Origin of the sequence: Methylocella tundrae (genome assembly GCF_901905185.1) — a bacterium.
GTDB lineage: Bacteria > Pseudomonadota > Alphaproteobacteria > Rhizobiales > Beijerinckiaceae > Methylocapsa > Methylocapsa tundrae.
On sequence record NZ_CABFMQ020000081.1, the window covers coordinates 1 to 19,222 of the forward strand.

The following is a 19,222-nucleotide window of genomic DNA, read 5'->3' on the forward strand; positions in this document are numbered from 1 at the left end:
TATAAGAGACAGGGTGGCGGGTCTGTTGCTTGGCGGCGACTGGCTGACCCTCCAGATCGCCGGATTCGCCGGCGGCCTCGCGGCGGCCGCGCTCGGCGTCGGCATCGCCAATCTGGCCGGCCCGGCGTCAACGATCATGTTGGTTCTCGGCGGATTGATCAGCGGCGCCCTGTTCACGGCGCTACTGACGATCGTCAAATTTGTGGCCGACCCGTATAATCAGCTGCCGGCGATCATCTACTGGCTGATGGGGAGCCTCGCCTCGGCCGATCTGGCGCAGCTCGCCCTCGTCGCGCCGCCGATGGCGCTTGGCCTCGCCGTGCTGACCGCCTGCGGGCGAGGTCTCGACGCGCTCTCAATGGGGGATGACGAAGCCAGGACGCTGGGCGTTCCGGTCGGTCTGTTGCGCTACGGCGTCATCGCCGCGGCGACGCTCATCTGCTCGCTCGCCGTCTCGACCGCCGGAATGATCGGCTGGATTGGCCTGCTCGTCCCCCATCTGGCGCGTCTCGTCGTCGGCCCGTCGAATGGTCGCCTGATGCCGGCGAGCGCCGCTTTGGGCGCGATCTTCCTGCTCGCCGCCGACGCTGTTTCGCGCTCGGTCGGACGCATCGAGATTCCGATCGGCATCCTGACCGAGCTTCTTGGCATTCCGGCCTTCCTGCTCTTGCTTTCGCGCACCCGCAAGAGCTGGCTTTGAGCGTCGAGGCAATGACGCCGCCGTTTCTGCAATTGCGCGGCGTCGCCTTTTCCTATCGCGGGCACGCTGTCCTCAAGGGCCTCAGCCTGGACGTCGGCCGCTCGGAGATCGTCGCATTGCTCGGCGGCAACGGCGCCGGCAAGAGCACTTTGCTACGGCTGGCGCTCGGCCTGCTCTCGCCCGCTAGCGGCGAGATTTTTCTTGAGGGCCGCGCGATCTCTGGACTGACGCGGCGGGAGATCGCGCGCCGTCTTGCCTATGTGCCACAGGCTCATGTCGCGCCGTTTCCCTATGAGGCGCGCGACGTCGTGATGCTCGGACGCCTCGCCGAAAACGGCCTGTTCCGGGCGCCGGGCGCGTCTGATCACGCCTGCGTCGCCGCGGCGTTTGAGAGACTCGGCGTCGGCCATCTGGCGCGGCGGCGCTACACCGAGCTTTCAGGCGGCGAGCGGCAGATGGTGCTGATCGCCCGCGCGCTTGCGCAGGGGGCGCCCGTGCTAGTGCTCGACGAGCCGGCCGCAGCGCTCGACTTCGGCCGTCAGATCGAGCTGCTACGGCAGCTGCAGCAGCTCGCCGCCGATGGCTATGGCGTGTTAATGACGACGCATCACCCAGACCACGCGCTCGCCTCCGCGACGCGCGTTGTCCTGTTGAAGGACGGCGTCGTTCTGCGGCAGGGCCGGCCGGCGGAAACGCTGACGCCGGAATCGATCTTCGATCTCTACGGGGTGAGAGTCGCGGCGTCGCCGCTTCCCGGCCTGTTCGTCGCGGCCGGCGGCCTCCAGCGGCCGACATAGAACCCGGCGGCGAAGGCCGCAACCGGAACTGCAGCCCGCCGGAGTCCCGTCCGCTTCTGGCGATGGCATGCCGCGTTATCCTCCTAACGGTCGAGGGTTCGCTGCCCTGGAGACCGTAGCGGGCTTTTGTTCGCGGAGCTTTCGAGAAGCTGGAAAGAGAAGAAGAATCGTTAATCTGGCTCAACGAGCCCGGAGAGTTCATGGCGGTTTGTCGGATATAGCTTAAGCTTTTGAGACAGCGCAGGATTTGGTTGTCGAGTTCAATCCGCGCCGTTTCCGCGAAGCCACATCCGCCATGACCGATCCTATGCTGCCGCTGCCCGGCTTGTCCCAGTCTCCGGCAATCTGTTGTGGCCAAATTTGACGGCGGTCTGCTGTCGTCGGACGGCGGCGTTCTGGTGTCGCGCGAGGTCGGGCAACGGCTGCTTTCGCTTGCTGACGATCGGGGCTGGGCATGAAGACGGCAACGATGCAGGGTACCTGTGGAGCGACCTCCGTTCAAAATAGGGCTCGATCTGGTGCTCTCCGATCGGGAACTGTGTACGCAGTCGGCCATATCCCGCCTCGAAAGCCAGCGGAACGCCCGCGCCTTGCTGCGCATGGGCCGCGCCATGGTCGATCTGTATTGCCAGTCCTTCGGGTAGGTCTCGAAACGGATCGTGCTCGACATTGACGGCACGTTTGACGCGGTTCGCGGCGGCCAGCAACTGCGCCTGCCAACGGCCATTACGACGAATACGGTTTCCAGCCGATCGTCGTGTTCGACGGCGCCGTTCTTCGCCCAGCCAGGCGGCCGAGCGGCAAGGAGGTTCGCGCGCCGGGATCGAAGGAACAGTAGGGAGCAAGGCGGAGCGCCTGGCCCCGCCGAAGAACGTGAGCGCCGGATCCGCGGCCCCTCAGGCCAGAGGCCGCGCCCCTGCCCTATTGGCTGAGAGTTGGCGTCCTGCGATGCATCGTGGCGCTTTCATAGTCGTAGGCGAAGGACAGCAGCCTCGCCTCGCTCCACATCGGTCCGATAAAGATCAGACCAAAGGGCGCCCCGGAGGCGTAATAGCCGGCGGGAACGGTAACGCCAGGCAGACCGGCGATGTTGATCTCGCAGACCGAGGTTTCGTGCAGCGTTTCGGGGCCAATGAGAGGCGGCAGTTCGTCGCGCATCTGCGGAAACACGAGGCCATCAAGCTTTTCACGGGCCATGACGTCATTGAAGATGGAGAGATACGCTTCCTTGGCCGCGATGAAATCGGAAAGGTCCGGCGGCGCCAGAGGATCGGCAAGGCCCGCGGCGAGCTGCCGCTGATCCTTCATATAGAACAGCACGCCTGTTGGCGCGAATGGATCTTCGCTCGCGACAGCCTTAACGAAGGCCTCGAACGATGGGATCGCCACATCTGGTCCCATGCGTTTTAGGTACCGGTCCATATCGTATGGTATGGATTCCATGCCGGTCGGATCGAAATGATCGGTGCCTTTGGCGGGGCGGCCGATGTCGGCGAAGCCGGTTCCCTTGAAGGGATCCGAGACCAGCGTCGCGCCGCGACGTTCGAGTTCGCCGATCGCCCGCTGATAGAGCGCAGCAGCTTCCGCCGAGAGCGGGCGATCGCGCCAGCCGGGGCCATAAAGCCCAAGGCGCTTGCCTTGCAATGAATTCGCATCGAGACCAGCGGCATAGCCGCCCTTCGGCCTTTGCCCGATTCCGGCAACCGTCTTCGGGTCTTCGGCGGTGAACCCTGCCAAAATGTCGAGCGTCAGGGCGGCGTCGCGCACGCAACGGGCGATTGGCCCCACGACGTCGCGCGTGCTGCCCGCGAGCGGCATGACGCCCGCATTCGGAACGAGGGCGAAGGTGGGTTTGATCCCCACGAGATCCTGAGCCGAGGCTGGATTTTGGATCGAGCCCCCTGTTTCCTCGGCGAGGCCCAGGACGGCGAGACTGCCAGCCACCGCGGTCGCCGTCCCGGCGCTGCTGCCGCCCGGCAGGCGGCCTGGATCAACCGCGTTGAGAGTTACGCCAGCCCAACTGTCGCTGGCGTGGCTTCCGGTCGCGCTCAACACCGGAACGTTTGTCTTGCCAAGAATGATGGCGCCCGCCGCCCGCATCCGGGCCACAACCGGCGAATCCGTCGCGGGGATGAGGTCGATCCCACCGGCCCGCTCACTCAGCAGCCGCCAGCCGCCAGTGCTCGGGAGGCCGGCCATGTCCATCGTATCCTTGACCACAACGGGGACGCCGGCGAGAGGCCCGAGCTTCTCGCCCGCCGCGCGGCGCCTGTCGATGGCGCGCGCATCGCTCAAGGCGTCAGGGTTCATCGTGATCAATGCGACGTAGCGCGGATTGTAGAGCGCGATGCGGTCGAGATAGGCCTGCGTCAAAGCCTCCGAGGTGAGGCTGCCGTGCGAAAAAGCCGCCTGGACATCGGCGACGGTCATTTCTACGGGATCGATCGCGGATTCGTTTTTAAGGGCTGAGGCATCTGATGTCACGGCGACTCCAATCAGTTGATGAATGTGAGAAAGACGTCCAAATTTCGGCGCTAAATGACAGCCAGCATCGCTAGCTCGTCGAAGCATGGTGAGATCAGGGCGGCATTGCGCTCCCGAGGACCCGGGCGATCGTTCCGCGCTGGCGCCGCCGCTCGTTGGGACGGCCCCAGATCCTACCTCACAAGGATGATTTCACCTCGGCGCGCAGCGGACGGCGACGGCCAGGACTTAAGCCCCGACCGCAGCGCGAAAGCTGCTATTGATAGCCCTTGGGGAACGGGTTCGGCTCGATCAAATCCGTCGTGTAAATGATCTCGAACTGTCCATCCGGCAGCGCCCTGGCGACGCGGGCCTTCGACCACAAATGATGGTTCGGGTGAATGCGGACCAGCCCTTCGGGCGCGTCCGGGAATTCGAGCCCTGGCGAGGCCGCCACCACCTTATCCACGTCGAAGCTGTTGGCCTTTTCGACGGCCAGTTTCCACAGATATGGCATCAGGTAGGCGGCCTGCTGCGGATCGCCGATCACGGCGTCCGGTCCCCACATTTTCTTGTAGGCCGCGACGAATGCCTTGTTGGCGGGCGTATCGATCGACTGGAAGTATTTCATGCATGAATAAGCGCCGGTGATATTTTCGGCGCCGATGCCCTTGATTTCGTCCTCCGTCACGGCGATCGTCATCAGCGTCTGTTTGCTGAAGTCGACGCCGGCCGCCTTCAATTGCTTGAACAGCGCGACGTTGGATCCGCCGACCACGGTCACATAGATCACATCCGGCTTCTTCAGCTTGATTTTGTTGATGACCGAATTGAACTGCGTGTTTCCGAGTGGAAAATAATCCTCGCCGACGATTTCCTTTTTCAGCACGTTCTCAATGTGCTTACGCGCGATCTTGTTGACGGTGCGCGGCCAGATGTAGTCCGAGCCAATAAAATAATAGCTCTTCGCGCCCTTGGTTTTGTCCAGCCAGTTCAAGCTGGAAAGAACCTGCTGCGTCGCCTCCTGTCCCGTGTAGATGACGTTCTTCGATTGCTCGAGCCCCTCATAAAACGTCGGATAATAGAGCAGGCCGTCATATTGCTCGAAGACCGGCAGCACCGCCTTGCGCGACGCCGAGGTAAAGCAGCCGCAGACCATCGCGCATTTGTCGTTTTGGAGCAGCTTCCTTCCCTTCTCGGCGAAGGTCGGCCAGTCGCTCGCTCCATCTTCCACGATGAGCTTGATCTGGCGTCCAAGAACGCCGCCTTTGGCGTTGATCTCGGCGACGGCGAGCTTCTCAGCCTCGACCGCGCCGGTTTCCGAAATCGCCATCGTCCCGGTCAAGGAATGCAGAATGCCGATCGTGACGCTATCATCAGTGACCGCCAGACCGGTGGTGTTGATGGCGCTGGCTTCCGCGGCGCCAAAGGCTTTCGGCGCAAGCAGGCCAAACATTGGAAGCGCCGCCATGCCCTTCAGGATTTGACGGCGCTGGGCGAACTTCGGGTCATTGTTTGCCCCGGACTTTTTCTCAGACAAGATAGACCTCGATACATATGGTTACGTGGGCCGCGAGAACGATCGCGGGCGCTTGACGTCGTTCGAAACACAAGCACATTCCGTGCCTCGCTCCATTACCTCCGAGTGTTTTAAGTGACGACCATCGCCAAACTCGGCGCGGGCCTTCGTCGATAACCGTTCGGGCGGCATTGACGCGTGAAGCGCAAGCATCCAGCGAAGAGCAGATCGTCATCATATTGCAGGGAGCACGAGGCCGGCGTTCCGGTGGCCGATCTGCGCCGTAAGCACAGCGTTATGGACGCCGCCGCGGCGAAGCGGCTGAAGAGACTTAAGGACGATAATGCGCGCCCGAAGCGGCTCCTGGCGGATGCGACGCCTATGCCCCATATTCGCGCTCAGGCGCGGGAAATCCGCAGGAAGCGCCGTCGGTCACGCGCACCTCTTTTTCCCATGGCAAGCGATATTCGCCGCGCACCATGTCATGCATGAATGTGTATGGGCAGTCCTGCGCGCCGCCCTTCACCGCGACGTAGCCGCGATGCCCCAATTGATAGATATTGTTCTCGACGCCCCAGTTGACGCGCGCCTCGCGAACGAGGTCTGGCCGCATTTCGCAGGTAATGATCTCGTCGGGGCGATGACTGCCTTCGATCATCACTGTGCCATCGAAGTCGCAGAACATGCCTTCGCCCATCGAGTCGAAGGCGCCGTCGGAGCCGCACAGACAGACGCTCGCGGTTTGCGCAAGATTTTGAAACGCGTTCGATTGATTGGTGATTTTCCACGCGTGCCGGATCGGCGCGGTGTAGCCCGCCGTACGGATAATGACCTCGGCGCCTTTGTATGCCGCTTCGCGAGCCATTTCCGGAAACATGCCGTCGTGACAAATGATCAGCGACAGCATGGCGCCCTTGGGACCGACGCAGACCGGCACGCCGATGTCGCCAGGCTCCCAGGGCTCGACCGGCACCCAGGGGTGAAGTTTGCGATAGTAGAGCTTGATCTCGCCATGGTCGTTGATGATGAGGCCGCTGTTGTACGGATTGCCGCGCGGATTGCGCTCCATGATCGAGAAGCAGCCCCAGATCCGGTGCTCGACGCATGCCGATTTGAAAGCGGCGACCTCGGGGCCTTCGAGCTCACACATGATGGCGTCGTCAATGCTCATTGAGAGGCCGTGCAGCGAGTATTCGGGGAACACGACGAGATCCATCGCCGGGTTATTGCGCCGCGCCTTGCCGACCATCTCGACGATCCTCGCCGTCTGCGCAGCGAGTTCGCTCGTCGTCGCCACATTCGGATTCTGCAACTGAACGAGACCAATGACGATGCCGTTAGGCGACTTGTTCAGACCGCCCAATCCGCTGGTGCTCATCAGATCATCTCCTGCAAGGATGCGTATGTTCTTGTCCCGAGCGAACGCGTCAAGGCGTCTCGCCGCGCAGTAACGAAGCTCTGCGCGGTCGAGCGCCAGCGGGCGTTATGCCTGCACGGACGCGCTGCTGGAACTTCATCGTCCACGTTTCAGAGATAGGCTTTCGGGAACATCATGTGGATGCCCTTGTTGCCATCAACAAGCTGCGTCACGCGCAGATTGCCCGCCAGCGAGCAAAGCATATAGGCCTGATTGCGGGTCAGATTCGTGCGGGCGCAAATATGGCTGACCATCTCGCGCACCGCCTGTTTGGCGGCGTCGTCCAGATCCTCGTCAAGGCCGATCGACATCAGATGGGTGGCGCTTTCCGCGAAAGGCCATGCGAGCTTCATGTCCTTGCGGACGGTGAGGCGGAAACTGCCGGTGACGCCGGTCTCGAGCGCGGTGATGCAAACCTCGCCGTCGCCCTGCACGCCATGCCCGTCGCCGGCAAAAAACAACGCGCCCTCGTTGAAGACAGGAAGGTAGAGTGTGGTCCCAGGACGCAGCTCCTTGTTGTCCATGTTGCCGCCAAAACTGCGCGGCACAGGCGAGCCGCAGCGGCCCCAGGCCGCCGGCGGCGCCGTGGCGATGATGCCGAAGAACGGCTCAAGCGGGATTTCCGCGCCCCACGGCATGACGCATAGGTTGCGAGCATGATCGACGACCGGATGGATCGTCTCATAATCAGTGAATTCGTCGGGCAAGGTTCCGAGCAGAGGCAGGATCGATACGAAGCCCCAGTCCTGGCGCACTTTGACGTCGAGAATGTCGACCTGAAGCACGTCTCCGTGCTCGGCGCCTTTGACGTAGACCGGCCCGGTGATGAAATGGGGGCCCGGCCCCTGCACAAGCGTATCGAGCGCATCGAGGTACTCGGGCGGCACAAGGCTCCGATCCTCCGGCAGGCATTCCTTGCCGCCGGCCGGGAAGGAATGAAGCGTCACCACATCGCCCGAGGCGATTTCCAACACCGGCTTCGTGGCGCTGTCCAAATAGCCCCACACCATGTTTTCGGGCGTTGCGGGAATTTCGTGGCGTCGAGACATAAAAGGCTCCGTTACTCTCAGGTTTTTCGATGTTAGACGGCGATGTGCCGCGTGAGTTGTTCGCGGCTGATCGCCTCCGCGCGGCCGGCCTCGATCACGGTCCCGCGGGACAGGACCACGATGCTGTCGGCAAGGCTGATCGCAAAATCGAGATATTGCTCCACGAGCAACAGGGAGATCCTGCCTTTGAGGGCGCCGAGCACATCCTTGATCGCCGTCACAATGTTGGGCTGAATGCCCTCGGTCGGCTCGTCCAGGATCAGCAGCGACGGCCTGGTCATGAGCGCGCGGGCGATCGCAAGCTGTTGCTGTTGTCCGCCGGAGAGCGCGCCGCCGGGGCGCCGCCACATCTGCCTCAGCGCGGGGAACAGGGCGAGGGTTTCATCCATAAGACCTGTCCCGAACGTCCCATGCGCGCGGGCGGCCGCCTCGACATTTTCCCCGACGGTCAGTTCGGAAAAGATTTCACGTCCCTGCGGCACATAGGCGATCCCGCGGGCCGAACGCCGATGGGTGGACCAATGCGTGATATCGGCGTCGTCGACCAGAATTCGCCCCTGGGTCGTCGGCAGCACGCCCATCAGACATTTGAGCAGCGTCGTCTTGCCGGCCCCGTTGCGGCCAAGCACCGCAAGGCACTCGCCCGGCTCGATCTCGAACCCGACGCGCCGCAGAACCTGTGCGCTGCCATAGTGCTGATCGAGGTTTTCAACGCGAAATCGCACGCTCAACGCCCCAGATAGACTTCGACGACGCGCTCATCCGCCCGCACATTAGCCATGGAGCCTTCGAACAGAGTTTTCCCCTCATGCAGAACGGTGACGCGATCGGAGATGCGCTCGACGAAATCCATGTCATGCTCGACCACCACGATGGCGCGGTCCGGACGCCGCAAGCTGCGCACGAGAGTGGCCGTGCGCTCGGTTTCCTCATCGGTGAGGCCGGCGACCGGTTCGTCGAGCATCAGGACTTTCGGATTTGAGGCCAGCACCATGCCGATTTCGAGCCATTGCTTTTGCCCGTGCGCGAGCTCGGACGCGGAACGCTGGGCCACATTTGCAAGGCCGATGGCTTCGAGAATCTCCGTTATGCGTTCGTCGAGGAGGCTTTCGGAGAGCGTGCGGCGATAGCCGGCCTCCGCGCCGATGGCGATATGCTGGCGAACGCTAAGCCCCTCGAAGACGCTTGGCTTCTGGAATTTTCGCCGAACGCCGGCTCGCGCAATCTCCGACTCGCTCGCGCGCGTGATGTCGGTTGAATCGTCAAACAGCACCGCGCCTTGCTTCGGCCGCGTGATGCCGGAGATGACGTCGAGCAGGGTCGTCTTGCCGGCGCCGTTCGGACCGATGATCGCGCGAACCTCGCCGTAATCGATGGCGAGCGACAGCGCGTCGATGGCGCGGAAGCTGCCGAACTCCACGGTGACGGCGTCAATGAGAAGCGCGGCGCCGGACATCAGAACAGTTCCCGCGCGCCGGCCGCCATCCGCTTCGGTCCCATCGGGCGCACGAGCCTCATCTTGGCAAGATCGACGAGACCGTTCGGAAAGACCAGCACCACCAGAACGATGAGCGCCGACAGGATGAAGGGCCACAGTTCCGGCGCCGCGGTCGAAAGCCAGAATTTCAACGCATTGACAAGCAGCGCGCCGATTACCGCGCCGATCAGATGCCCACGCCCGCCTATCGCGACCCATACGGCGATTTCAAGAGAAAGGTCCGGCGCGAGGAGGCGCGGATTGATGATGCCGACCTGCGGCACGTATAGAATGCCGGCCAGAGCGGCGATGAGCGCGGCGAGACACCACACCGCCAGCTTGAGACGAAGCGTGTCGTAGCCAAGGGTGCGCAGCCGGACTTCATCGTCGCGCGCCGCCAGCATGAGCGCGCCAAAACGGCTGCCAAGCAACATGCGGCAGCCGAGCAGCGTCATTCCGAGCGCCAGCACGGAGACGATCGACATCGCGATGACGACGCCATTTGCGCCAATCGGCCAGCCGAAAATGACCGAAAAGCCAGTCATTCCATTATTGCCGCCAAAGCCCGTATCGTTGCGGAACATCAGCAGCATCGCGACATAGACGAGCGCCTGCGTAATGATGGCGAAATAGACGCCGCCAACGCGAGACCGGAAGGACATATAGCCGAACGCGCCGGCGATCAGCAACGTCACGACCGCCGCCGCAAGCAGCGCGTAAGGGAAGAACCCGAAGCCCGCCCAGTAGAACGGCAATTCCTTCCAACCCATGAACTGCATAAAGTCGGGCGTCTTGCCGGTGACCTCGAACGAATGTTTCAGAAGATACATGGCGACCGCGTAGCCGCCGACGCCAAAGAACAGCCCTTGCCCGAGCGACAATATGCCGAGATAGCCCCAGATGAGGTCGAGCGAGAGGGCGAGCACCGCGAAGGATGCGAGTTGGCCGATCGCATTCGCCATGTAGGCGGAAACGCCGACAGAGCTCACAGCCGAGATGACGAGCAGGATCGCAACCGCCACGATGAACGCAAGCAGCAAGAGCAGCGGCCGATCCGACGTCCAGGGTTTCATTTGCGGCGCCCCTTGATCGCGAAGAGACCTTCAGGGCGCCATTGCAGGAAGCCGATGATCATCAACAACACGATGACCTTGGCGGCGACGGCGCCCCAAAGCGGCTCGATCAGCACATTGATCTGTCCGATCCCGAGCGCGGCCACGACCGTGCCGGCGATGGCGCCGACGCCGCCAAGCACGACCACCATAAAGCTGTCGATGATGAAATTCTGCCCCATCAGAGGATTGACGCTATAGACCGGCGCCAGCGCGAGGCCCGCAAGGCCGGCCAGGCCCGAGCCGAGGCCAAAGGCCAGCATATCCACCCGCCGCACCGGAATGCCGATGCAACCGGCCATGGTCCGGTTCTGCGTGACCGCGCGAATGTTGAGCCCGAGCGGCGTCAGGCGCACGATCCCCAGGGTCAAGGCCAGCGTCAAAATCGCGAAGACGATCGCGAACATGCGGTTCCACGTGAAGATGAAATCTCCGATAACCGGGACGCCGCCCGTGACATAGAAGGGGGTCACGAATTGCAGATTTTGCGTGCCGAAGGTCACCCGGACAAGATTGACGAGGAAGAGGCTGACGGCCCAGGTGGCGAGAAGACTCATGAGCGGGCGCCGGTAGAGGTGGCGAAGCAGCGCGGCCTCGATCGCAACGCCAATTGCCGCGGTCGCCAGAAAAGCAACCGGAATGGCCAGGATGAGATAGTAGTCGACGAGGCCGGGCGCGAGGCGCTGTAATGCCTCCTGCACCAGCCAGGTCACATAGGCGCCGATCATGATAAATTCGCCCTGAGCCAGATTGATCACGCCCATCAGGCCGAAGATCACGGCGAGGCCGATCGCCGCCATGAACAGAATGCTGGCAAAGCTCAAGCCATTATAAAGGGTTGCAAGCACATTGCCGATCGCCACGCCGCGTGAGATTTTCGCGGTCGCGGCGTCGACGGCGCGTTTGAACTCCGGATTCGCCGCGTAGGCCGGATCGCTTTTCAGCGCCTCTACCTGCGTCAGGGCGCGGCCGTTCGCGTTTCCGGCGATCTGAGCGAGAGCCGCGATCCGCTTTGCCGGATCAACCGAATTCAGAGCCGCCGCTTGCGCGACCGCAACAATCTGCTGTTTCAGCGCAGGATCGGTCTCGGCTTTCGCGGCTCCATCGAAAAGGCTTTCGGGCAAGCTCGCAGCCTTGCGCTCCAGCCTTTGCAGCGCCGCGCTCCGCCGTGTTGCGTCGGGCGCGACGCGCAGGGCGAGGGCCGCCTCGGCAGTCTCGAATACGGCCCTGTTCTTCAGGTTGAGCACGGGCGCATGCGCATCCTCGCCCGGCTCCCGCGGCGCGCGCGTCAGGGCGTCGAGCGATGCGCCGCCGACGGTCACAATGGCTCCGGTCGCGTCGCAGGCGAATTTATGATCGAGGACGGCGCGGGCTATCGGCGCCGCCCAGTTCCGATCGTCGTCCGAGCCATCCGCCGCCAACCGAACCAGGGCGCTCCCGGCCTCGCCAAGCGTAGCGGCCTCCCCGCAAAGTCCCGCGATCAGGGCGGGCCGCGCCGCATCCGCCGCGTGAAGGGACAAAGATGTCGCCATCGTCGCAGCAAGGCATAAGGCAACCAACAAACGACGCGGCATCGCTATCCCTGGAGGCCGAACGGGACAGGCTTGGGGGTGTTTTTAGACTGCCAGAGCACGTCAAACCCCTGTTGCTCGTTCACGGAGCCGATGAAGACGCCGCGCGACACGTAATTGTTTTCGGCCGTCATCGCGATCTTATAGCCGGACGGACAATCAAAGCTGAGCCCCGCGAAGGCCTTGCGCACTTCTGGCACGTCGAAGGAGCCGGCCTTGGCGGCGGCCATCGCCCAGAGATGCACGGAATCATAAGCGGACACCATCGGGTCAATCGCCACATTGCCTTTGAAGGGCACGCCTTTGGTTTTCACATAATCGGCCCATTGCTTGAGAAAGGCCTTGTTGGCGGCGCCTTTGGCGTTCTGAAGGTATGCCCAGCAGTTGAGATGGCCGACGAGCGGCTCCGTGTTGAGTCCTTCGAGGTCGGCTTCCACCATATCGAGCCCCAGCACCGGAATGTCGGTCGCCCTGATGCCCTGGTTGGCGAACTCACGCAGAAAATCCGGGATGGACGAGCCAACCACCGTCAGGACGACAATCGGCTTGCCGCCGCCCTGGTCCGCGAAGGCCCGGATCTGATTGACAAGAGTCTGGAAGTTGGAAAATCCGAGCGGGACATACTCTTCCTTCAGGGCGGTTTCTGGAATGCCCTTGGACTTCCAGTAGCCTTTGAGCAGCTTGTTGATGGTGCGGGGCCAAACGTAATCGGAACCCAGCATGAAGAAGCGCTTGGCGCTCACGCCATCGTCGCCCATCAAATAATCGACGGCAGGCAGGACGGAACTCGCCGGCGGCGAATTCACGTAGACGACGTTCTTGGAATTCTCCTCGCCTTCGAAATGAAGCGGATAGAACAGCAGCCCATCCGCCTGCTCGACGACCGGCAACACCGATTTGCGCGACACCGACGTCCAACAACCAAAGAGCGCCGCGACCTTCTCCTGCTCCAGCATCTGCTTGCCGATCTGCGCGTAGAGGGGCCAGTCGGAAGCCGGATCGGATACTGCGACCTCGATCGTTCGGCCGTTCACGCCGCCTTTGGCGTTGATCTCGTCGGCGGCCATGCGGACGACATAGTTCAGCCGCCCCTCGATATTGGCCATGGTGCCGGAGGAGGAAAACAAACAGCCGAGTTTGACGGGGCCGCTTGCCGCGCGCGCGGAGCGGATGATCGCGGGCATGCCTATCGGCGTGGCGAGGGCCGCAGTGGCAAGACCGGTCGCCTGAAGGAACGAACGCCGTGAAAACCTGCTCATGGACCACACCCTTTATTGCAGAAGCGGGCGTAGTTTTCGTCAGAGCGTCACAGCGACGCAACTTCAAATAGTGTTCAACGCTGCTCAAAAGGGCAGCAAATGCTCGATTTTTCAATATATTATGTCACTTTTGACATTTCGGCGCGCCGTGCGCCGGAGCTATTTCAGAGCCGTCGCGCGCGCTCTTGACGCTCTTTGCGCGTCAAAATTCAGTTTCGGCGAAAGCCCAGCAGCGCTACCATCACGGCCGCTGACAAAGGGTCCAACCGACGCTGGGGACGATGACAATGCGGCAATCGCAGCATACCGAAGGTGAAATTCTGCACCTCCTCCAGGAGGTCGGAGCCGGACTGTCGATTGCCGAAATTTGCAGCGCCGCGCGAATTACGCGACGCACGTTTTACAGATGGCGCAAACGCTACGGCGGGCTGACGCTGCCGGCGGTCCATGAAATGAAAGAGCTCCAGCTCGAAAATATGCGGTTACGAAATCTCGTCAGCAATCTCTCCGCCCGGCTCGATGGACTATCAAAGACGCCAGCCTCCGGCGCCCCGAGGAGCGCCGGACAGTCTGAGCAAGGGGCACGGCTCAACGGTCCCGCCGCGGCTCGCTCGGAACAAATGCGCGGAGCGTCGCTCGGCCGTTTCGCATTCGTGCGCGGCCAGCGGTGAGGGCCGGACATAGTTGCGAGAGCGACTTATGAGCGCAGTGTGGACCGAGACGCCAAGAGCGATATCGCTCATCGCCTGGCGATATGGATGGGTTGCTGGCCGCGTCAACAAAAATGGAGGCCGACCTCGAAGGCTGGACCGCAACGGCAAGCCAAAGACTTGTGGTGTTCGCCAGCTAGCGGCATCGTAACCTTAGCCGAATAATCGCGGCGGGATCTCGAAGCTCTCCTGGACGAAGCGGACCGGCCGCCAAGCGTCGTCTCAATGAAAATGTGGGAAGCGGCCCAACTCTCCGCCGTCGCAATCGCGATGAACTCCCGGGGCCGTTGTTCAGCTCGGCCACAGGTTTCGGCGCAACATCCACCGCAGCAATAGGGCGCGGCGCATGAACGTGGCCCTATTACGCCCAACCCGACTTCGCGGGATCGGCGTCAGCCAGCCGGATCAAGGCGTCATTGACGTTTCCATTCGCCGGCTTCAAGAGGATGCTGCAAAGCTCCTCAAGCTGCAGACGCCCCATGCTGAACGTGTTCGCATGGGTTGGTCGCCAGAACGCCGTCGCCAATAATCGGCGGAAATCCTCGACAATGGCAAATAGGCCGCAAACGGCTGCAGCGCGCCATCGCTGCGCGCCGCAGTCCCGTTTTCGCTCGCTTCGGCGTTATCTTCTCGCTTCGCTTCGCGGCCGGGCGCCGATAGCCTGACGCAGGGCCTCACGCAGTTCTTCACATTGAGGCGGCGGATTTCCGACGCCTTGATGCGCGGCCGCGCAATTGCGCCAATTTCGATACGCCTCGTCATAAGACATCGAAGGCTTGGTATAAGAGAAAGTCTCGCTCGGACGGCTCGAATCGATTGACGGCGCGCCACCCGAAGCGCGCGCGTCGTTCCTGATCGCGCCGGTCACATCGTTTTGCGACGCGGCGTCAGACGAAATGTTGCCCGCAACCGCAGGTAAGGCGAAGCCGACAAAGGCGCACAGGACCGAAGCTCTAAATTTATTCATCTCTTTATCTCTTCTTCACGTTTTTATTGGCTCAAGTTCAACAGACAGCCTACGATCAAAACCTTGGCCCAAGCATTCGCGTGGACTCAAAGGCCCCAAAAATCATCAGGCGCGCGCAGACAAACCGCTGATGCGGACCTTGCTCCGAGCGACTTCACTCAATTGGCGCGAATCCAAGTAACCGGCCGCGCAACTTTTCTCGAATTTGATTAAAATTCATTTATGCAATCATCCAGTTTCCGAAAAATCGTTTACATGCGCCCACAGTCCGGCGGTCAAAGCATAAATTGGCGCTGACGCGGCGGACTTGGATCGCCTTTTGCGGGCCTCCGGAATAAACAATTTATCTTCTCAACTATTTCACGCAATACGACGTCTAAAACGGATATTTCTCATCTCTGAGAATAAGAAACACAACCACAACTTGCGCGCGCGATTTGCTGGCGGATTACCAGCACAAGTCTCGCTTTCTATCAGCCAAACATTCCACTGCCTTAATGCTCAATACATACTCGAAACATATTCGAATTCGCGTCAAATTCAAGTCAAGTCCGACGTGATTCCCCATTATGCTTAAATTTTATGGCTGATAATCATTCTCTTTTATCATTAAACATTTCATCAAATCGCTGCAGCAAGTAAAACCGGCACACCCGCCATTGGTCCGTTGCCGGAACTTATCCACAGGAACCATTGACTCGCGCGGCAACGTTCTTATTATGTTCTAGACAAGTTCTTTTTCCGTTGCAAGGCGCCAGTTTGATGACACCAGCCGGGACCTTAGTGACAACGCACCGCATCCGAGGCCCCCTCGCCAAGCCCAGGGCCTCGCGGAGCCTCGACACCGCCGCTGAGGCGATGCCGGTCCATCCGGCGCGGCGGGGCCGCGGCTCTTTGACCAATGCCAGCGGACGATTTGAGAGCGAGGTCCGGGTCGCGGAAAATGACGGTTGGGACCTGCCTGAAGACGTCAATCCGTTAAGAACGGTAGTGACGCCCGAGCGCGCAAAGACGATCATTACACGTAATGAGTCGCCTGATATTTCGTTCGACCGTTCAATTAATCCCTATCGCGGCTGCGAACACGGCTGCGTCTATTGTTTCGCGCGGCCGACCCACGCCTATCTCGGACTTTCGCCGGGGCTGGATTTCGAGACAAGGCTGGTTTCAAAAGTTAACGCGGCGGCGCTTCTGGAACGCGAGTTGTCCGCTCCGGGATATCAGCCAAAAACGATCGCCATCGGGTCCAATACCGACCCCTATCAGCCGATCGAGCGCACCGAGAAAATCATGCGCGACGTGCTTGGCGTCCTGTCCAGGGCGAATCATCCTGTTGGCATCGTAACCAAATCCGCCCTGGTGCTGCGAGACCTTGATCTCCTCGTCCCGATGGCGGCGAAGGGTCTCGTCAAAGTCGCGCTATCCATTACGACTCTCGATCCGGGGCTCGCCCGCAAGATGGAGCCGCGCGCCGGTTCGCCCGAACGCCGGCTCGACGCCATGAGACGATTATCGGAGGCCGGCGTCCCAACTGTGGTTATGGTCGCGCCGATCATCCCGGCCATCAACGACGCCGAGATTGAAGCAATTCTTACGAGGGCGCATGCGATGGGCGCGCGCGAGGCCGGTTATGTGATGCTTCGCTTGCCGCTTGAGGTGCGCGATCTCTTCGCTGAATGGCTGATGGCGCATTACCCTGACAAGCTAAGGCATGTGCTGTCTCTCGTGCGTTCGGTTCGGGGCGGCAAATTATACGATGCGACATTCGGCAAACGCATGAGCGGCGCCGGCCCCTACGCCTGGATGGTCGGACGCCGCTTCGAGGCCGCGGCGGCAAGGCTCGGACTCGCAAAAAGCCGCATGCCGCTGCGCAGCGATCTGTTCTTGCGGCCGGCAAGACAAGGAGAGCAGCTGCAATTACTGTAATTGACCACGGAGCAGCGAAAGGCAGAATCGGCAAAGGCCCCGCTGGAACGCGTCCTGCTTGGCCGGGCAAGCCTTTTCATGCCGGCGCCGATCGCTTAAATCTGCGGTCATGGCTCCCACTGAAAAGAAGTTCCACGCCGCTTCCTCTTCGACGCGCGCCGACCTCCCGGCTTCGGCCGAGCCCGTTGATTTTCCGGAAGCTGAAGACGCGTCGATCATGGGGGATTTTCCCGATCTTGATCTCGCCGAGGCGGATGCGGCGCCCGCCTCTGTGCGGCAAGGCGCTTCAGTGATCCGCAGTTTTTGGCGCCATGCGCCGCTCGGCCCTGGCGTCTATCGCATGATCGCCGCCGACGGCGAAGTTCTCTATGTCGGCAAAGCAAAAAGCGTGCGTAGGCGCATCGCAAGCTATGTGCGGCCCTTCGGCCACAACAACCGCATCGCCAGAATGATCGCGCTGACCGCGTCGATGGTGTTCGTCTCGACCGAAACCGAGACTGAAGCGCTGCTGCTTGAAACCAATTATATCAAACAGATGAAGCCGCGCTTCAACGTCCTGATGCGCGACGACAAATCATTCCCCTACATTCTTCTGACTGGCGATCATCCGGCGCCGCAGATTACGAAGCATCGCGGCGCGCGCCTTCAGAAAGGCGACTATTTCGGGCCGTTCGCCAGCGTATGGGCGGTGAACCGCACCATGAACGCGCTCGAGCGCGCCTTTTTGCTACGCTCATGCTCCGACAGCTTCTACGAAAATCGCACGCGCCCTTGCCTTCTGTATCAGATCAAGCGCTGCTCCGCCCCTTGCACCGGCGAAATCAGCCATCAGGACTATTGCGCCCTTGTCTCGGAGGCGCGCGATTTTCTCTCCGGCAAAAGTCGCGCCGTGCGTGACCTGCTCGCCAAAGAAATGGCGGATGCTTCGGACGTGATGGAATTCGAACGCGCCGCGCGCTTGCGCGATCGCATCGCCGCCCTCTCTACAATTCAGGGCGCCCAGGGCGTCAACCCCAAGACCGTCGAGGAGGCGGACGTCTTCGCTGTTGTCGAGCAGGCTGGGCAATTCTGCATCGAGGCCTTTTTCTTCCGCACCTTTCAGAATTGGGGCAATCGCGCCTATTTCCCACGCGCAGACAAGAGCCTGACGTCCGCGGAAGTGCTCGACGCGTTCCTCGCGCAATTCTACGCTGACAGACCCGCGCCGCGGCTGATTCTGATATCGCATGAGATCGAGGACTGCGCCGTCCTCGCCGACGCGCTGTCCGCGAAAGCGGGCCATCGCATCGAAATTGCCCGGCCACAGCGCGGGGAAAAGAGAGAACTCGTCGACCATGCGGAGCAGAACGCGCGCGAGGCGCTGAGCCGCAAACTGGCCGAAACGACATCGCAGGAGAAACTGCTGGCGGCGCTCGCCGAATCTTTTGGGCTTGCCTGCAAGCTGCGCCGTGTTGAGATTTACGATAATTCCCATATCATGGGGACCAACGCCGTCGGCGCAATGGTGGTCGCGGGCGCCGGCGGTTTCATGAAAGCCCACTATCGCACATTCAACATCCGGGGCGAGGATCTGACGCCGGGCGATGACTATGGCATGATGCGCGAAGTGCTGAAGCGGCGCTTCACGAGGCTCGCCAGGGAACAGGCCGCCGAACACAGCGAGAACGCCCCTGATGAAGCGCGGCCCGGAGCGGATTCCGGCGAGGACGAGGAGGAGGAAGAAACGTTTCCGCAAAAGCCCGACCTTATTCTGATCGACGGCGGCCAAGGGCAATTTGACGCGGCAAGGAACATCCTCGCCGAACTCTCGGTCGAGCGCGTCGCTATAGCGGCGATCGCCAAAGGCGTTGATCGCAACGCCGGCCGTGAAACCTTCTTCGTCGCCGGAAAGCCCCCTTTCAGGCTGTCCCCGCGGGATCCCGCGCTCTATTTCGTGCAGCGCCTGCGCGATGAAGCCCATCGTTTTGCGATCGGAACGCATCGCGCGCGGCGCAAGAAGGAGTTCACCAAAAGCCCTCTTGATGAGATCGCCGGCGTCGGCCCCGCGCGAAAGCGCGCTTTGCTGCATGCCTTCGGCACTGCGAAGGCGATTTCAAGGGCGGGGCTGTCGGATCTTGAGAAAGTCGCGGGGATTAATGCGGCGACGGCCAGACTCGTTTATAATTTTTTCCACGACGGCGGCGGATAGATCGGGCAAGAAGCGCGTTCACGGGGAGGCCGGCGCTCGCTTGCGCATCACCAGCCTATTGACGTGA

Annotated in this window: 15 protein-coding genes and 2 pseudogenes; 7 read left to right on the forward strand and 10 right to left on the reverse strand. The window is 61.6% G+C overall.

The features are described from left to right. From MPC4_RS10690 to MPC4_RS21230, 3 genes and pseudogenes are all read left to right on the forward strand, one after another. Nucleotides 1-700, forward strand: a 700-nt coding sequence (locus MPC4_RS10690) for a FecCD family ABC transporter permease (protein ID WP_174512518.1), incomplete at its 5' end; no start/stop codon positions are given. Further along, the gene (locus MPC4_RS10695) at nucleotides 697-1,497 is read left to right on the forward strand and encodes an ABC transporter ATP-binding protein (RefSeq protein WP_244628954.1); all 801 of its coding nucleotides are present in this window, start codon (nucleotides 697-699) and stop codon (nucleotides 1,495-1,497) included. The genes MPC4_RS10690 and MPC4_RS10695, both read left to right, overlap by 4 nt. Before the next feature lie 295 nt (nucleotides 1,498-1,792). Beyond that, nucleotides 1,793-2,314, forward strand: a pseudogene (locus tag MPC4_RS21230) (transposase); the annotation flags it as partial. A 104-nt stretch (nucleotides 2,315-2,418) separates the two neighbouring features. On the opposite strand, the gene MPC4_RS10700 reads toward MPC4_RS21230, so the two are convergent. Next, nucleotides 2,419-3,927 carry an amidase gene (locus MPC4_RS10700; protein ID WP_244628955.1) on the reverse strand — a complete coding sequence of 503 codons (1,509 nt, stop codon included), beginning with the start codon at nucleotides 3,925-3,927 and terminating at the stop codon, nucleotides 2,419-2,421. 310 nt (nucleotides 3,928-4,237) lie between these two features. Continuing rightward, on the reverse strand, nucleotides 4,238-5,431 hold the full coding sequence (gene urtA / locus MPC4_RS10705) for an urea ABC transporter substrate-binding protein (protein WP_174512568.1): 1,194 nt from the start codon (nucleotides 5,429-5,431) through the stop codon (nucleotides 4,238-4,240). Between the two features lie 239 nt (nucleotides 5,432-5,670). On the opposite strand from urtA, the pseudogene MPC4_RS10710 reads away from it, so the two are divergent. Beyond that, a pseudogene (locus MPC4_RS10710) lies at nucleotides 5,671-5,854 on the forward strand (IS3 family transposase); the annotation flags it as partial. A 4-nt stretch (nucleotides 5,855-5,858) separates the two neighbouring features. Here MPC4_RS10710 and MPC4_RS10715 read toward each other — a convergent pair. From MPC4_RS10715 to MPC4_RS10745, 7 genes are all read right to left on the reverse strand, one after another. Further along, nucleotides 5,859-6,857 (reverse strand): formamidase, encoded by a 999-nt coding sequence (locus tag MPC4_RS10715; protein WP_174512520.1) that lies wholly within the window; start codon nucleotides 6,855-6,857, stop codon nucleotides 5,859-5,861. Nucleotides 6,858-7,006: 149 nt separating this feature from the next. Continuing rightward, nucleotides 7,007-7,945 (reverse strand): acetamidase/formamidase family protein, encoded by a 939-nt coding sequence (locus tag MPC4_RS10720; protein WP_174512521.1) that lies wholly within the window; start codon nucleotides 7,943-7,945, stop codon nucleotides 7,007-7,009. Nucleotides 7,946-7,977: 32 nt separating this feature from the next. Then, nucleotides 7,978-8,676, reverse strand: a complete 699-nt coding sequence (urtE, locus tag MPC4_RS10725; RefSeq protein ID WP_174512522.1) for an urea ABC transporter ATP-binding subunit UrtE — start codon at nucleotides 8,674-8,676, stop codon at nucleotides 7,978-7,980. Further along, nucleotides 8,673-9,401, reverse strand: coding sequence for an urea ABC transporter ATP-binding protein UrtD (urtD, locus tag MPC4_RS10730; RefSeq protein WP_174512523.1), 729 nt, complete (start codon nucleotides 9,399-9,401; stop codon nucleotides 8,673-8,675). Before urtD ends, urtE begins: the two co-directional genes overlap by 4 nt. Further along, nucleotides 9,401-10,495 (reverse strand): urea ABC transporter permease subunit UrtC, encoded by a 1,095-nt coding sequence (gene urtC, locus MPC4_RS10735; protein WP_134489288.1) that lies wholly within the window; start codon nucleotides 10,493-10,495, stop codon nucleotides 9,401-9,403. Before urtC ends, urtD begins: the two co-directional genes overlap by 1 nt. Further along, nucleotides 10,492-12,054, reverse strand: coding sequence for an urea ABC transporter permease subunit UrtB (urtB, locus tag MPC4_RS10740; RefSeq protein ID WP_244628956.1), 1,563 nt, complete (start codon nucleotides 12,052-12,054; stop codon nucleotides 10,492-10,494). The genes urtC and urtB overlap by 4 nt, the downstream gene beginning before the upstream one ends. A gap of 56 nt (nucleotides 12,055-12,110) precedes the next feature. Further along, the gene (locus MPC4_RS10745; RefSeq protein WP_174512525.1) at nucleotides 12,111-13,364 is read right to left on the reverse strand and encodes an urea ABC transporter substrate-binding protein; all 1,254 of its coding nucleotides are present in this window, start codon (nucleotides 13,362-13,364) and stop codon (nucleotides 12,111-12,113) included. A 287-nt stretch (nucleotides 13,365-13,651) separates the two neighbouring features. On the opposite strand from MPC4_RS10745, the gene MPC4_RS10750 reads away from it, so the two are divergent. Next, nucleotides 13,652-14,035: a transposase gene (locus tag MPC4_RS10750; RefSeq protein ID WP_174512526.1), complete on the forward strand. Its 384-nt coding sequence runs from the start codon at nucleotides 13,652-13,654 to the stop codon at nucleotides 14,033-14,035. Between the two features lie 400 nt (nucleotides 14,036-14,435). Here MPC4_RS10750 and MPC4_RS10755 read toward each other — a convergent pair whose 3' ends face one another. Further along, nucleotides 14,436-14,600, reverse strand: coding sequence for a hypothetical protein (locus MPC4_RS10755; protein ID WP_174512527.1), 165 nt, complete (start codon nucleotides 14,598-14,600; stop codon nucleotides 14,436-14,438). A 1,299-nt stretch (nucleotides 14,601-15,899) separates the two neighbouring features. On the opposite strand from MPC4_RS10755, the gene MPC4_RS10760 reads away from it, so the two are divergent. Both MPC4_RS10760 and uvrC read left to right on the forward strand, forming a co-directional pair. After that, nucleotides 15,900-16,967, forward strand: coding sequence for a PA0069 family radical SAM protein (locus MPC4_RS10760; protein ID WP_244628960.1), 1,068 nt, complete (start codon nucleotides 15,900-15,902; stop codon nucleotides 16,965-16,967). A 109-nt stretch (nucleotides 16,968-17,076) separates the two neighbouring features. Continuing rightward, nucleotides 17,077-19,155, forward strand: a complete 2,079-nt coding sequence (uvrC, locus tag MPC4_RS10765; protein ID WP_174512529.1) for an excinuclease ABC subunit UvrC — start codon at nucleotides 17,077-17,079, stop codon at nucleotides 19,153-19,155. Nucleotides 19,156-19,222 lie beyond the last annotated feature (67 nt).